The organism is Pleomorphovibrio marinus, from assembly GCF_003347495.1.
GTDB classification, from domain to species: Bacteria; Bacteroidota; Bacteroidia; order Cytophagales; family Cyclobacteriaceae; genus Pleomorphovibrio; species Pleomorphovibrio marinus.
The window spans coordinates 464,390-478,432 of sequence record NZ_QCXY01000001.1 but is presented as its reverse complement, the minus strand read 5'-3'; the positions used below and the strand labels follow the sequence as shown (position 1 = coordinate 478,432).

Below are 14,043 nucleotides of genomic sequence, written 5' to 3'. Positions count from 1 at the left end.
GATATGGCTATAATAGGTACATTACTAAAAAAAGGCATCCGATTAAGAGAGTCATTGGAACAAGAATACAGTGCTCCTGAAGAGCTGCAAAAGACCCTGCTCAAAAAACTTTTAATAGCAGCTGCGAAAACTGAAATGGGCAAGAAATATGGATTCAAACAAATTTTGGAGGCTTTTAAGGAGGAAGGGCTAGACTACTACGAGGAGTTTACCAGTAAAGTGCCAATTTATGATTACGAAAAAATTTATAATGAATGGTGGCACAGGTTGAAGGCTGGGGAGAAAAACATAACCTGGCCAGGGAGGATCCGATATTTTGCCTTAAGCTCCGGCACTTCCGGCAGTGCCTCCAAATATATTCCCATTACGAATGAAATGGTGAAGGCCATACGGAGGACAGGGGTCAGGCAAATACTGACACTTTCCAAATACGACCTCTCTGCCAAGCTGTTTAGTAAAGGGATATTAATGCTTGGGGGCAGTACGGACCTGGATTTTAATGGGACCTATTTCTCCGGGGACCTAAGTGGGATTACCGCCGGTAGGCTGCCTATTTGGTTTCAGCGCTTTTATAAGCCAGGCAAAAAGATCTCCCGAAATAAAAACTGGGGGGAAAAGCTAGAGCAAATCGTGGAAAACGCGCCAAAATGGGACATAGGCATCATTGTGGGCGTGCCTGCTTGGCTACAGATTTTGATGGAAAAGATCATTGAAAGGTACAAGCTTAAAAACATCCATGAAATTTGGCCAAACCTCACCATATTCGTACATGGGGGAGTGTATTTTGAACCTTACAAAAAAGGGTTCGAAAAATTATTGGAAAGGCCACTGAATTATATCGAAACGTATTTAGCAAGTGAGGGCTTTTTGGCATTTCAGGCATTTCCGAACAGGAAATCCATGCGTCTAGTACTCAACAACGGCATTTTTTATGAGTTTGTCCCCTTTAATGACCGGAATTTTGATGAAAATGGGGAGATTAGGCAAGATTGTGAGGTACTGCCTATAGAAAAAGTACAGGAAAACGTGGACTATGCCCTACTTATTACCACCTGTGCAGGTGCCTGGCGCTACATGATTGGTGACACAATTCGCTTTGTTTCCAAAGTGGAAAGCGAGATCGTAATAACAGGGAGGACCAAGCATTTCCTGAGCCTCTGTGGGGAGCATCTTTCGGTGGATAATATGAACAAGGCCATTCAAATGATGGAAGATACACGCAATGTGGGAATTAGGGAGTTTACGGTGATTGGTGTGCCTCATGGTTCTTTATTTGGCCATCATTGGTTTGTAGGAGTAGAACAAGAGGTAGATGCCGATGTCCTTCGAAAGGATATAGATGAAAACCTCAAAACCCTTAACGACGACTATGCAGTGGAGAGAAAACACGCACTTCGGGAGATTAAGTTGACCCCGCTACCTGTACAACTTTTCTATGAGTGGATGCGTGAGGAAGGAAAAGAAGGGGGACAAAACAAATTCCCAAGGGTGCTCAAAGGTGCTAAAGTCAGCTCATGGATACAATTTCTCAAGGAAAAAAAATATTTGTAATGGTTTGGCCCCTACTCGAAGGGATAGGTATGGGGGTGATCCTATCCCTGATTATTGGACCTGTTTTTTTCGCCTTGATTCAGAATAGCATTGAAAATGGTTTTCGCCATTCTGTCTTTATGGCACTTGGAATACTTCTAAGTGACAGCATCTATGTATTGATTACTCATTTTGGCGTAAACTGGCTTTCGCGAAGCATTTACTTTCAGTCTGTTTTGGGTTTGGTTGGGGGGATTATTCTAATTGGCTTTGCTTCAGCCTCTTTTTTCGGTAGAAACGTAGCAAGACCGAATTCTGGTGGAGTTGTGTTTCGGAAAACAAAGCGTAGAAAAGGTTTTTTTAAAGGCTTGGGGCTTAACGGAATCAACCCTTTTGTGTTTTTGTTTTGGGTTTCCGTGGCTGGAATCGTAAATCTCAAGGAAAGTTTTGGTGCCTGGGACAAGGCCAACTATTATCTGGCCCTTCTTCTCACGGTTTTCTCTTTGGACTTGGTGAAAGCTTACGTCGCCCAATCCTTAAGTAAATATGTCACCCCAAGGCTGATGCAAAGATTGAACAGAACCGTGGCGGTTCTGCTGCTTTTCTTTGGAATAAGACTATTTTACTTTGGAGTGACCAATTTTCCCTAAGTCCATAAAGTACGTATACATTGGGAATGGTGCTAAAAAGGTATTGGAAAGTGAAGGGCCTAGGCTACGATTGGGTTTTCTCCCTATGGGTTCGAAAAAATTTAAAGGACGTGGTTAGGATTTTGTAAATGAATTGGAAAAAAAGGAACAGCGGACAAAAACCAAAAAAACCAGGTTTTGTTACCTGGTTTATAATTTTTAGTTTAGATAGAATATCCCCCAAATCTAGGCGGCTTTAAATTTTCGCTCTGGAATCTCCCGGTAGGAGGAACCCCTTTCACTTTTGGAGAACAAGTCCAAAAACATCTTCCATGCACTTTCCTTCTTGCGTTCCAACTCATGATAAATGGACTGCTTGTGCTTAAGTACTGCGATCATCTCCGCACCAATCTCGTATGGGATGTTAACGGTTTCGTCGTCAATTTGAACGTTCAATGAACCGGTTTCAGGATCTACCCATGTCTTCAACTCCTGATCATTCGTTTCGAAAGTGTACTTTAACATTGTATTAGCTGTTTAATTTCAAAGTATAAAAATAAAAAACTTACTATCTTCAACGCTAAGGTAAAACAAAAAGTTTAAACAAAAAACAAAAAAGAGTATTTAAAATACATTTTAGATGAGCTAAAAAATTACTCGATGTCATAAAATATTGAATTTCAATGTTTTAATATATAGGCACATGTATTCTGGTTTTTGATTTTTTTTTGTCCTTAAGACTTTCCTCTCCTGTCCTTCATTAATTCTTGGGCTTATCAGAAAATCCTTACTTTTACCTTACTCTTACAAGACATACCAAGAAACAAATGTCCTCACACCATTTTGTAAAAGAGCAGCAAGAGCCCGCAATCCTTTTTCTAGATTTGAAAGATTTCCCTTTTTCCAGAATCAGTAGTTTATTGGAATGGTCCCCAACGGTGCTGTGCAATCAAGACAGTATTGAAAAAGTACTGGCTTGGGGGGTAAAGGTGGATGTTCTTTTGGGGCAAGACCTATTTCTTCAGACAGACCTGATTAGGTCCCAAGAGCCGGTTCATTGTATAAGGGTGGAAGGAAGTGGAGTGCAAGAACAACTGAAAATTGCTTTGCACTATTTGAGGGGATTGGATCAGGAGGCTCTTAATGTCATTGGCTTCTCCCATCAAGAGCTATTGGAAATGGAGGTTTTGTTTCAGGATAGTAACGTAGTGGTTTGGGATGGGCAGCTTAGGTATGTTCATGCAAAGAATGGTCATTTTCGTAAGTGGTGGCCTGCAAGCAGCCTTCATTTGCATGCCAGGGAAGACAGCTTTATTGAAAAATGCCATAATGGCAAGTCTGAACTTCTACCGATTAAATATGCTACTTTTGTAGAGGTGGAGCAGGGAATTACTTCCTTCAAGGGTACGGACTCATTTTGGGTGGGGGAATTTACAGATCCCGCCTTTTAATGTTGGTTGCCCGGACCATTCTGTCCCTTCCCTGCATGTCTTTTCTAACCTTGACATCCCCGTAACCTAGTTCCTCCAACAAAACTTTTATTGGACTACCGAAAGCTTCGTTGATTTCAAAATAGAGAAGACCATTAGGTTTTAGGATCTCCACTCCTATGTTGGCTATCGCCCTGTAAAATACCAGGGGATCGGCATCATCAACAAAAAGAGCCAGGCCAGGTTCATGATCTAACACTTGCGTCTTCATTTGTGATTTCTCACCTACACGTACATAAGGAGGGTTGCTCACCAAAACTGAAACTTCGGTGGATAAGTCCAGATTCCAATTTAAGGCATCGGCGAAAAAAAACGTGACTTCTGCGTTAAGTCTATCTGCATTTTGCCTGGCTACGCTTAAGGCTTCCTCGCTGATATCCACCCCGCTTACTTTGGCACGAGGAAGTTCCAGCTTAATTGTAATGGGTATGCATCCGGAACCAGTACCAATGTCCAACAGGGATGGTGCCTGATCTTTATGGTTCTCACAGATCCAATAAACAAGCTCTTCCGTTTCTCTTCTCGGAATCAGTACCCTTTCATCCACGATAAATTCCCTCCCATAAAAGGGGGCTTTGCCAATAATATATTGAATGGGTTTTCCTTCCAGCAATGCATTTATAGACTCCAATATGGGTGTTGTATCTTTTAACAGCTTTCTATCCATTAAAAGGTCTTTTCTTGAGATTCCATGGTGATGTTCCAGCAACCAAAAAACAAGGTGCTTTGCTTCTTCCTTAGGGTACATCAAGGAGGAAAGTTGCTGTACCTGCTGCTGAAAAAACTCCTTAGTATTCATTTTTTTATCATTGTTTTCAATGGTCACATCTGAATCCCTTACCTTCGGCAGGTAAACCGTATGGCGGGTAGCCTGCCCCGAACTTGATTCGGGGGACTCGATTCGGGAGCCTGCCCAATCTCTATATTTATCGGGATTTGAGTAACTCGCTACGGGAAAATCCCGCAATGTCAATCATCCCCCTTTGAGTTGCCCACCCCATGCTCGATATTACTAGAGATATTGATAAACTTATGGAAGTAAATTGCACCTGCCAAATAGCAGGCCACATCCCAGATGTCTTGAATATAGGTGGAGGAGTACCATGGCAGCACTACCTCAAATAAAAGGCTAATATATATAAATGCTACAAAAATTTGGGTTTTGGTGAAAACGAAAAGATTTCTTGAAGGGTGTATCCAACGGTACACCTGAAGGGTAACGCCTAAAATTACAGGCATAGCCATGAGGTCGTCGAGGTAACTATGTATGTAGGGAAGAAAGATTTTTTCTACTCTTTCCAAGTATTGATTTATCCAAAAAATCACACAGGGTAAAATAAAGAAAGGGTTTTTAAGAACAGTCATTATCCAGGTAAAGCGGCAATCAACCAAGCAATGAAGGTTATGATGGAAATATATACGGTATAAAAGAAATTTCCCACTTTCTTCACTGTCTTCACAAACTCGCTATCTGTTTCCTTGATATAAAAAATCCACTGCTCTTTGTTTGCCTGTTTTTGAGCTTCTCTTCTCTCTTGGTATTCCAAGTCAACCCCCCCTAGGGTTTTCCCGCAGTGATCACAAGTGTCGATAAGGTTTTGGTTCCAGCTCGACCACTCTCCGCAATGTGGACATTTTTTTTCTCCCATAGTCAAGCAATATACCAAAATCCTGCCAAACGATATTTTCAGGTGACCCATTGAAATGAGAGATAGCCCGAAGGGGATAATACCCTGTCCAATTGATTTTCCTATATTTGTGCTTTCTTTTCAAAACTCACATGGTAAATAAATTACATTCGAATACAGTAAGAGGAGTAGTAGAATCTCTGGCATCCATTTTTGAAGGGGGCTATTATTCGGACAAAGTTATAGAGCGCACCTTTAAAGAAAACCCTAAGTGGGGCGCAAGGGATAGGGGCTTTGTAGCGGAGACTGTATATGATATGGTAAGGTGGTGGAGATTTATCAAGGAGATCAGCCCCAGTGAGGATTATTATCATTTATTTGCCTCCTATTGGATTTGGATGGGTAATGATCTGCCTTTCTGGAAAGAATTTCAGGCTGTCAACAAAGGGGAGGTGTTGGAAAAAGCTTCCAAGATTAGGGAAAGAGCCCTTTTGGAATCTATTCCGGATTGGTTGGACGAAATTGGCAGTCAGCAGCTAGGCGCTAGATGGGAAAATGAGCTGCATGCACAGAATCAACAGGCTGAAGTGGTGCTTAGGGTAAACACCTTAAAGACCAGCAGGGAAGAGTTGGCAAAGCTATTACTAGAGGAGGGTGTGGAAACCTATTCGTTGAAAGAATATCCCGATGCTTTAGTTTTGCAGGAAAGGCAGAATATTTTTAAGTCTTCTTATTTCAAAAAGGGATTTTTTGAAGTTCAGGACGCAAGTTCCCAAAAGGTGGCTATGGCATTGGCCCCCGAGCCCGGGATGAGGGTAATTGATGCATGTGCAGGGGCTGGAGGGAAGTCCTTACACCTAGCGGCGTTAATGCAAAACAAAGGCCGAATATTGGCCATGGACTTAAAGGAATGGAAGCTGAAAAACACCAAACTCAGGGCCAGACGGGGAGGCATTACCATCATTGAAACTAGGGAGATCAGTGGAAGCAAAACCATAAAACGGCTAAAGGAAAGTGCGGATAGGCTCTTGATTGACGCCCCCTGTTCGGGGTTAGGGGTTTTGCGTAGGAACCCAGACACAAAATGGAAATTGAGTTCTGCTCAACTTGAGAAGGTCCTGCAAATCCAAGAGGACTTGTTAAGGGATTATTCACGCATGCTCAAACCAGGAGGGATATTAGTTTATGCTACCTGTAGTATACTCCCAATGGAGAACCAAGATCAGGTAAATAGGTTTTTGGAAAGTGAGGCGGGAAAAGGTTTCACATTGGAAGAAGAACAGAAGGTCTTAGCTCATGAAAGTGGGTTTGATGGCTTTTATATTGCCAAACTGCAAAAAGCGGGATAAGTTAATTTAAAAGGAAGTTTTTCGAATGAAATTTGAGAATGAAAAGCATTTAGAATGGCAGCAGTTGTCAAAATATAATTTTATACCAAGAGGGTGAAAAGAAGAAAATTTCACGACACTTCGATGAATTTGTTGATTCATATAGATAATACTTTGTATCTTTGACGGGCAAATACGGTTACTAAACCATTTGCCATGAATCCAAACGCTGATAAGTTTATTTACGAAGCACTTACCTACGACGACGTGCTTCTTGTGCCGGGATACTCTGAAGTATTGCCACGCAACACCGATACCTCTTCTTACCTTACCAAAAACATTAAGCTGGACATTCCCCTGGTTTCTGCCGCCATGGACACAGTGACAGAAGCGGAACTGGCCATAGCAATTGCCCTAGAGGGAGGCTTGGGATTTATCCACAAGAATATGCCAATAGAGAAGCAGGCTGCCCAGGTCAGAAAGGTAAAGCGCTCTCAAAGTGGTATGATCCTCGATCCCATTACCCTGGATATAGAGGCTAAGGTGAAAGATGCCGAGGAAATCATGAAGGAATACAACATTGGTGGGATACCTGTAGTGGACAAAGACCGATTCTTGAAAGGTATTATCACTAACAGGGATTTGAGGTTTATCAAAGATCTCAACCGGCCTATCAAGGAGATCATGACCACTCATAACCTCATTACCGCAAAGGCGGGCATCAGCCTTGAACATGCCGAAGAGATATTGCAAGAGTACAAGATTGAAAAGCTTCCCATTGTAGATGAAGACTACAAGCTTACCGGACTGATCACCTACAAGGATATACTCAAGAGAAAGGACAAACCCCATGCATGCAAAGATGAATATGGCAGACTACGGGTAGGTGCTGCTGTAGGGGTTACGGCAGATATAGTGGAAAGGGTGGAAGCACTCAAAAACGCGGGAGTAGACGTTATCTCCATAGACACTGCGCACGGTCACTCCAAGGGGGTAATTGAAGGGTGCAAAAAAATTAAAGAAGCTTTTCCGGATTTGGCCATAATAGTGGGGAATATAGCCACCCCAGAGGCTGCTATTGCTTTGGCTGATGCAGGAGCTGATGCAGTGAAGGTGGGAGTCGGTCCGGGCAGCATATGCACCACCCGGGTTATTGCTGGAGTGGGAGTGCCTCAGCTCTCAGCAGTTTTTGAATGTGCCCAGGCCCTTAAGGACAGGGATGTCTGTGTGATAGCCGATGGGGGAATACGATATTCCGGCGACGTGGTCAAAGCTTTGGCGGCTGGTGCGGATTCAGTCATGATAGGGTCATTGCTGGCAGGTACCGAAGAGGCTCCAGGCGAAATCATTATTTTTGAAGGTAGGAAGTTTAAGTCCTACAGGGGAATGGGCTCTTTGGATGCTATGGAATCTGGGTCCAAAGACCGGTATTTTCAAGATGCCGAGGACAATATCAAAAAACTGGTGCCCGAAGGCATAGTGGGAAGAGTGGCTTTTAAAGGCATGGTTTCCGAAGTACTTTACCAAATGGTAGGAGGGCTTCAGGCTGGCATGGGCTATTGCGGAACCCCCACCATCTCGGACTTGAAGGTCAATGGTAAATTTGTGAAAATCACTGCTGCCGGTGTTCGGGAGTCCCATCCCCATGATATAAGCATCACCAGGGAAGCTCCAAACTATTCGGCCAAAATGTAAATCCCGACATCTCCAAAAGATAGAAGTACTATCTGCATTAAAAGAGACAAAAATAGAGGCTCCTGTATTTATTCAGGAGCCTTTACTTTGGAAAAACAGGATCTTTGCATCTGTTCAGGACAAGGAAAGGTTTTTCTTAAAAGACGCAAATGATGCAATGATTTTTCCTAATTTGGAGTTAATGCATTGTGGGAATACACAATTAAGCAAATGAAAATGCATTTAAAGCATATATTGTCCAATCTTGTCCTATTATCGGTTTTGGTGGTAACCTTTGCCTGTCAACAATCCTATTTCCCAAAGCCCAAGGGTTTTAATAGGATAGACTTGCCAGATCCCTCTTATAAATCACTGGAGGAGGATTTGCCCTATCAGTTTGAACATTCTAAGTATAGTGCGGTGGAGGCGGATTCCTTTAATTTAGAGGAGAAAACCTGGGTAAACCTCCATTACAAGGACTGGGATGCCCGTGTGCATCTTACCTATAAGCCTGTAGAAGGTAATAGGGAGAACCTTAAAGCCTATTTACACGATGCACTTTCTCTTACTTCAAAACACCAAGTTAAAGCCTACGGTATAGACGAGGGGGTGATTCAAAACCCGAAGGGATATACAGGCCTCGTTGCCGAATTATCGGGAGAGGTGCCTACCCAATTTCAATTTTACGTGACAGATAGTACTGACCATTTCCTAAGAGGAGCCCTTTACTTTAAAACAGCGGTAAAGAACGACTCCTTGGCGCCAATCATCGAATATATCAAGGTGGATATGATGCACCTTATAAATTCCCTAGAATTTAAGGAAGGGTAAGGGCTAATTTATTTTTTACTTCTTTTCCAAAACACATAATCACTGTTTACGGGCTCCAAGCCAGAATTTCTAAAGAAGATTGCTATCTGTCCCCTATGGTAGGTGGAATGGTTGATAAGGTGAAATAAAATGTCCCTATAAGTATTTGAGAACCTAACCCCTTTGGAATTCTTGTAGTCAATACTGGAACCCAGATCAATTCCCTCCATTAAAAGTAGGGTTGTAAGATGGTTTTCATGGTTAAATTGGGAATGGAGGTTCTGCTTCCTGATTCCCCATACCTCTACTTTAGGAGTTTTGCCAGCTATCCGGCTATTCCAAATTGCATGGGCGTTCAAAATATGGTTCATCAATTCAAATACTCTGGGGGCAGGTGCTTCGGCATCTTGAATGGCATTTATCCACTTTTCGTTTACAAACTCATTGTATTGGAAAATTTCCGAAAAATAGGCTGTATCCATTTTTTCTATTAAAGATACGAGCTATTTCCGTCTTGAATCACATTAATCTAAAACACCTGAAAGTACAGGATAGTTTTTTTGCTGTAAGGTGTTATTTTAACATTTTGATGAACATGGTACACCAATAATTAGAAAGAGGAGCATGAAAAATGTCGTCGCTTTTACTATGAAGCTATTACCTGGTAAAGAGGATGTTTATGAGGACAGGCACAATAAAATCTGGCCGGAACTTTCTTCCCTGTTAAAGGAGAGTGGAATAGAGGAATACCATATTTTTTTAGACAAAGACACCGGCGTTTTGTTTGCTTTTCAGCGACTTGGGGAAAACAACCAAGTCAAGCAACTTCCTGAGCACCCCATAATGAAAAAGTGGTGGGCGCACATGCAGGATTTGATGGAAACCCATGTGGATCATTCACCTGTTGTAAAACAACTTGAAAATGTATTCACCCTTTAACGTCCCAAACTGGTTGTGCATGAAGCAACGTGGTCTTTCAATCGGAATAATTATTTTTTGGACACTTTTCTTAAGTTGTAAAACTCCCGAACCCCCCTCCGAGATAGCACCTGGTGTCTGGCCGGAGATCAGCCAAACAGCCAAGCCATGGAGCAGATGGTGGTGGATGGGGAGTGCTGTAGATAAGGAGAACCTTAGTGCCTTGTTGCTATCCTACCATGAGGCAGGAATTGGGGGGCTAGAAATTGCTCCCATTTACGGAGCCAAGGGTCATGAGGATAAATTTATTGAATACCTTTCTCCCGCATGGAAAGAAATGCTTTCTCACACCGTAGTGGAGGCAGAGAAATACGGGATGGGGATAGACCTGACCCAGGGAACAGGATGGCCCTTTGGTGGGCCAATGGTGAATCCTGAGTCCGCGGCTCAACGTCTGATTCATCAAGAATATGATTGGTCACCAAGTTTAAGCATCAGCTTAGAGGCTAATAGGGCTAAAAGATTTCGAAATGAACTCATATGCGTAATGGGTTTCCCCATAGGTTCAGACCCTGTAGAGTTGACAGATAAGGTGAGTGAGGATGGCAAGGTAAACTGGGAACATGAGGGGGAGGCAAAAGTGATAGCTTTGTATATGGCTCAGACAGGGCAACAGGTAAAAAGGGCAGCACCTGGTGGGCAGGGGTTTACCTTGGACCATTTTTCTGAAGAAGCTGTTTCTTCCTACCTCCGTCATTTTGACGATGCTTTTGAGGATGGTTTTCCTAATTTCAGGGCTTTTTACAATGACAGCTTTGAGGTGTATGGTGCTGATTTCACCCGAGAATTCTTTGAGTATTTCGAAACCAAAAGAGGGTATGATTTAAGGGAGTACCTTCCCGAGCTGCTGGGGGAAGGAGAAGATATAAACGCCCGTATCAAATCAGATTATAGGGAAACCATCCACGAAATGCTACTGGATAATTTTACCAAGCAGTGGACCAATTGGGCACATGATCAGGGCAAAAAAACCAAAAATCAGGCACATGGTTCACCTGGAAATCTGTTGGACCTTTATGCCACAGTGGATATCCCTGAAGGGGAAACCTTCGGGTCCAGCTATTTTCCCATTCCTGGTTTGCGCAGGGATAGTGCAGACATACGGAACGTGGATCCAGATCCCATCATGCTTAAGTTTGCTGCTTCGGCTGCCCATCTCACTGGTAAGAAGTTGGTATCCTCCGAAACCTTTACTTGGCTAGGGGAACATTTTAAATCTTCTTTTTCTCAGGCAAAACCAGAGCTGGAGCAAGCGTTTTTGGGAGGGGTAAACCATATGTTTTACCATGGTATTACTTATTCACCCAAAGATATTGAGTTTCCGGGATGGCTATTCTATGCCTCACTGAACCTCAATACCCATAATAGTCTTTGGCCACATTTCAAAGGTTTCAACGAATACATAGCACGATGCCAATCCGTTTTGCAAGCTGGCCAGCCCGAGCACGAGGTATTGATGTACTGGCCGGTATATGATATTTGGCACGATGATAAGGGTCTTTCTAAAATGATTACTGTGCATAACATCGACGAGTGGCTTCATCCTACTGCCTTTTACCAAGAGTCCAATAAACTCATACAATCAGGTTATGGGGTAGATTTTATTTCCGATGCATTCCTACAAAACGTGGAGGTTTCCAATAATGACATTCAGTTAGAGGGAGGGGCCATTGCAAAGGTTCTTGTAGTTCCAACCCTCAAAAGAATACCCTTAAGTACAATAGAAAGACTTTTTGAGCTGGCTGCAAGCGGAGCTACGGTGATATTTCAAACCCAACCTAAAGATATTCCAGGTTATTTGGATCACGAAAATCGCAGGGTAAGGTTGGAGGAGCTTTGGGGAACCCTGTCGTTTAAAGGCCAAATTGCTGAGGTTGGGAAAGGTAAAGTCTATTTAGGGGAGGATATTCTTTCCCTGCTCCATACCTCAGGTATACAGAGGGAAACCCTTGCCGATACGGGACTTCAATTTGTAAAAAGGGTCTCCGGAAAGCGGGCATTTTATTATTTGGTCAACCATACTGCCGACCCTATAGAAAGATGGATTGCATTGTCTAAAGAGGGGAACGAATATCTTATCATGGATCCGCAGCAAGGAGCCTTGGGAAGAGCCATTAGGAACAAGCAGGATGAAGTGTTGGTCCAAATTCCATCGGGTGAGACCCGTGTTATTCAAGTTCTCGAGGAGCATATGGAAGGGTTGCAGGATTGGGACTATTATGAGGGAAGGCCAGATGTTTTGGAGATTCAGGGGCCTTGGATGGTTAGATTTGACGGAGGCCCCTCGAAACCCTCCCCAATAAAAATGAACGAGCTTGTGACCTGGACTTTAAATGAGGACTTGGACGCGTTTTCCGGTTTGGGAACCTATGAAACCAGCTTCACGGTGGATAGGGTTAAAAATGAAGTCCTGTATCTGGATTTGGGGGTAGTTCGTGAAAGCGCAAGGGTGTGGATAAACGAGCAGGAAGTGGGATACGCTTACGGCTTGCCATTTAGGCTGGAAGTGGGGGATTTTGTCAAGGAAGGCGAAAACCACTTGAAGGTGGAAGTGGCTAATTTGATGGCCAATAGGATCAGGCACATGGATAGGAAAGGTGAAGTTTGGAGAAATTATCACGAAATCAACTTTGTCAATATTGATTATGAACCCTTTGATGCCACTGAGTGGGAATTGATGCCCTCAGGCTTATTGGGGCCGGTAAAGTTACTTTCCTTTCAAAGAAAAAAATAGTAATGTTAAAAATACGCAATGATAGAAAACATAAGCATTTATTACTTAATTTAAACCTTTCATTGTGCAAAGGCGAAAGTAGGCTTAGGTTATTTGGCTTATCCTCCTTTTCATTGCATCAATTGGCGACCTAAATAAACCCATCATGCAACAAATAAAATCTTTGATTAGGTTGGATGAGGAATCCCGAATCCCGAAATACCAGCAAATTATCAATTCCATAATTGAGGACATTGAAAATAAACAGCTTATGGTGGGGGACAAGATTCCCTCCATCAATGAGATCAGCGAAGAGCATTACCTGTCAAGAGATACAGTTGAAAAAGCCTATTCACACCTGAAGAGTAGGAAAATTATCTTGTCGGTAAAGGGTAAAGGGTATTACGTAGCTAAAAATGTAAGCCAATCCAAAATCAATGTCCTCTTTATCATCAACAAACTCAGCAACTATAAGCTAAAAATATACAATTCCTTCCTAGACTGTATGGGAACAAACGCACAGGTGGACCTTCAGGTATATCATTGCGACCCCAAGTTGTTGTTGAACATCTTGGATGAACATGCCTTGGCTTATGATCACTTTGTCATTATGCCTCATTTCAAAGATGAGCATAAATCACACTACAACTTGGATACTGAGGTATTGAAAGCCCTTAAAGGGATTCCTTCGGGAAAACTTTTGATCTTGGACAATTATGTGCCAGAATTGGGAGATCGGGTGCCATCCATTTATCAGGATTTCAAACATGATATTTATCACGCGCTATGTGAGGGGATATTTGAACTCCAAAATTATGAAAAGATTATACTGGTCTATCCCACAAATATTGTTTATCCCTATCCCAAGGAGATCACTTACGGCTTTAGGAAATTTTGTAATGACTTTGACTTTGACCACGAAATTCTGGATACCGTGTATTCGGAGATGGAGCTAAGGCCTAAAGATGCCTATATAGTAATAGAGGAAAATGACTTGGTAAACCTGATTAAACAGGTAAGGGAGCAAAGCTTCACTATGGGTAAAGATATAGGAATTATCTCCTACAATGATACCCCACTAAAAGAGCTGCTGGGAATTACAGTAATTTCCACAGACTTTCAACTAATGGGTGAGTCCGCAGCTTATATGCTCAAAAAACAAAAAATGGAATCTGTTAAAAACATTTTCAAGTTTATTAACAGAGGTTCAGTCTAGCGGAATATACTTGTTAAACCAAAACACAAACTAACTTGCCCAAAAGG

General features: G+C 42.4%; 14 protein-coding genes. 9 read left to right on the top strand and 5 right to left on the bottom strand.

What is annotated here, in order from left to right; genetic code table 11:
• Positions 1-3: 3 nt before the first annotated feature.
• Together DB520_RS02045 and DB520_RS02040 are read left to right on the top strand one after the other, a co-directional pair.
• Positions 4-1,551: a GH3 family domain-containing protein gene (locus DB520_RS02045; RefSeq protein ID WP_114747993.1), complete on the top strand. Its 1,548-nt coding sequence runs from the start codon at positions 4-6 to the stop codon at positions 1,549-1,551.
• Positions 1,551-2,180 (top strand): LysE family translocator, encoded by a 630-nt coding sequence (locus DB520_RS02040; RefSeq protein WP_114748738.1) that lies wholly within the window; start codon positions 1,551-1,553, stop codon positions 2,178-2,180. The genes DB520_RS02045 and DB520_RS02040 overlap by 1 nt, the downstream gene beginning before the upstream one ends.
• 225 nt (positions 2,181-2,405) lie before the next feature.
• Here DB520_RS02040 and DB520_RS02035 read toward each other — a convergent pair whose 3' ends face one another.
• Positions 2,406-2,684 (bottom strand): hypothetical protein, encoded by a 279-nt coding sequence (locus DB520_RS02035; protein WP_114747992.1) that lies wholly within the window; start codon positions 2,682-2,684, stop codon positions 2,406-2,408.
• A gap of 302 nt (positions 2,685-2,986) precedes the next feature.
• On the opposite strand from DB520_RS02035, the gene DB520_RS02030 reads away from it, so the two are divergent.
• Positions 2,987-3,610: a thiamine pyrophosphokinase gene (locus DB520_RS02030; protein ID WP_114747991.1), complete on the top strand. Its 624-nt coding sequence runs from the start codon at positions 2,987-2,989 to the stop codon at positions 3,608-3,610.
• Here DB520_RS02030 and prmC read toward each other — a convergent pair.
• The 3 genes from prmC to DB520_RS02015 form a co-directional block, all read right to left on the bottom strand.
• Entirely contained in the window at positions 3,591-4,622 is a 1,032-nt protein-coding gene (gene prmC / locus DB520_RS02025; protein ID WP_317047727.1) for a peptide chain release factor N(5)-glutamine methyltransferase, read from the bottom strand. The genes DB520_RS02030 and prmC overlap by 20 nt on opposite strands.
• Positions 4,619-4,951, bottom strand: a complete 333-nt coding sequence (locus tag DB520_RS02020; protein WP_232834793.1) for a magnesium citrate secondary transporter — start codon at positions 4,949-4,951, stop codon at positions 4,619-4,621. The genes prmC and DB520_RS02020 overlap by 4 nt, the downstream gene beginning before the upstream one ends.
• A 62-nt stretch (positions 4,952-5,013) precedes the next feature.
• A complete protein-coding gene (locus DB520_RS02015) occupies positions 5,014-5,298 on the bottom strand; it encodes a hypothetical protein (RefSeq protein WP_114748736.1) in 285 nt (94 codons plus the stop codon).
• Between the two features lie 131 nt (positions 5,299-5,429).
• On the opposite strand from DB520_RS02015, the gene DB520_RS02010 reads away from it, so the two are divergent.
• From DB520_RS02010 to gldD, 3 genes are all read left to right on the top strand, one after another.
• On the top strand, positions 5,430-6,626 hold the full coding sequence (locus DB520_RS02010) for an RsmB/NOP family class I SAM-dependent RNA methyltransferase (RefSeq protein WP_114747989.1): 1,197 nt from the start codon (positions 5,430-5,432) through the stop codon (positions 6,624-6,626).
• 195 nt (positions 6,627-6,821) lie between these two features.
• Complete coding sequence (guaB, locus tag DB520_RS02005) at positions 6,822-8,300, top strand: IMP dehydrogenase (RefSeq protein WP_114747988.1); 1,479 nt, start codon at positions 6,822-6,824, stop codon at positions 8,298-8,300.
• A 216-nt stretch (positions 8,301-8,516) separates the two neighbouring features.
• Complete coding sequence (gene gldD / locus DB520_RS02000; protein WP_198675218.1) at positions 8,517-9,110, top strand: gliding motility lipoprotein GldD; 594 nt, start codon at positions 8,517-8,519, stop codon at positions 9,108-9,110.
• Between the two features lie 8 nt (positions 9,111-9,118).
• On the opposite strand, the gene DB520_RS01995 is transcribed toward gldD, so the two are convergent.
• A complete protein-coding gene (locus DB520_RS01995) occupies positions 9,119-9,571 on the bottom strand; it encodes a DinB family protein (protein WP_114747987.1) in 453 nt (150 codons plus the stop codon).
• A 166-nt stretch (positions 9,572-9,737) separates the two neighbouring features.
• Between DB520_RS01995 and DB520_RS01990 the strand changes: the two genes are divergently transcribed.
• From DB520_RS01990 to DB520_RS01980, 3 genes are all read left to right on the top strand, one after another.
• Positions 9,738-10,028: an L-rhamnose mutarotase gene (locus DB520_RS01990; protein WP_317047726.1), complete on the top strand. Its 291-nt coding sequence runs from the start codon at positions 9,738-9,740 to the stop codon at positions 10,026-10,028.
• Between the two features lie 19 nt (positions 10,029-10,047).
• The gene (locus DB520_RS01985; RefSeq protein ID WP_114747985.1) at positions 10,048-12,801 is read left to right on the top strand and encodes a glycosyl hydrolase; all 2,754 of its coding nucleotides are present in this window, start codon (positions 10,048-10,050) and stop codon (positions 12,799-12,801) included.
• A 145-nt stretch (positions 12,802-12,946) separates the two neighbouring features.
• Positions 12,947-13,996, top strand: a complete 1,050-nt coding sequence (locus tag DB520_RS01980; protein WP_114747984.1) for a GntR family transcriptional regulator — start codon at positions 12,947-12,949, stop codon at positions 13,994-13,996.
• The last annotated feature ends 47 nt before the right edge of the window (positions 13,997-14,043 follow it).

What these genes read in the sequence shown, in the direction of transcription:
- DB520_RS02045 (WP_114747993.1), top strand. Translation starts at nt 4, where the DNA reads ATGGCTATAATAGGTACATTACTAAAAAAAGGCATCCGATTAAGAGAG.
- DB520_RS01990 (WP_317047726.1), top strand. Translation starts at nt 9,738, where the DNA reads ATGAAGCTATTACCTGGTAAAGAGGATGTTTATGAGGACAGGCACAAT.
- gldD (WP_198675218.1), top strand. Translation starts at nt 8,517, where the DNA reads ATGCATTTAAAGCATATATTGTCCAATCTTGTCCTATTATCGGTTTTG.
- DB520_RS01980 (WP_114747984.1), top strand. Translation starts at nt 12,947, where the DNA reads ATGCAACAAATAAAATCTTTGATTAGGTTGGATGAGGAATCCCGAATC.
- DB520_RS02035 (WP_114747992.1), bottom strand. Translation starts at nt 2,684, where the DNA reads ATGTTAAAGTACACTTTCGAAACGAATGATCAGGAGTTGAAGACATGG.
- DB520_RS02015 (WP_114748736.1), bottom strand. Translation starts at nt 5,298, where the DNA reads ATGGGAGAAAAAAAATGTCCACATTGCGGAGAGTGGTCGAGCTGGAAC.
- DB520_RS02040 (WP_114748738.1), top strand. Translation starts at nt 1,551, where the DNA reads ATGGTTTGGCCCCTACTCGAAGGGATAGGTATGGGGGTGATCCTATCC.
- DB520_RS02030 (WP_114747991.1), top strand. Translation starts at nt 2,987, where the DNA reads ATGTCCTCACACCATTTTGTAAAAGAGCAGCAAGAGCCCGCAATCCTT.
- DB520_RS02010 (WP_114747989.1), top strand. Translation starts at nt 5,430, where the DNA reads ATGGTAAATAAATTACATTCGAATACAGTAAGAGGAGTAGTAGAATCT.
- guaB (WP_114747988.1), top strand. Translation starts at nt 6,822, where the DNA reads ATGAATCCAAACGCTGATAAGTTTATTTACGAAGCACTTACCTACGAC.
- DB520_RS01985 (WP_114747985.1), top strand. Translation starts at nt 10,048, where the DNA reads ATGAAGCAACGTGGTCTTTCAATCGGAATAATTATTTTTTGGACACTT.
- DB520_RS01995 (WP_114747987.1), bottom strand. Translation starts at nt 9,571, where the DNA reads ATGGATACAGCCTATTTTTCGGAAATTTTCCAATACAATGAGTTTGTA.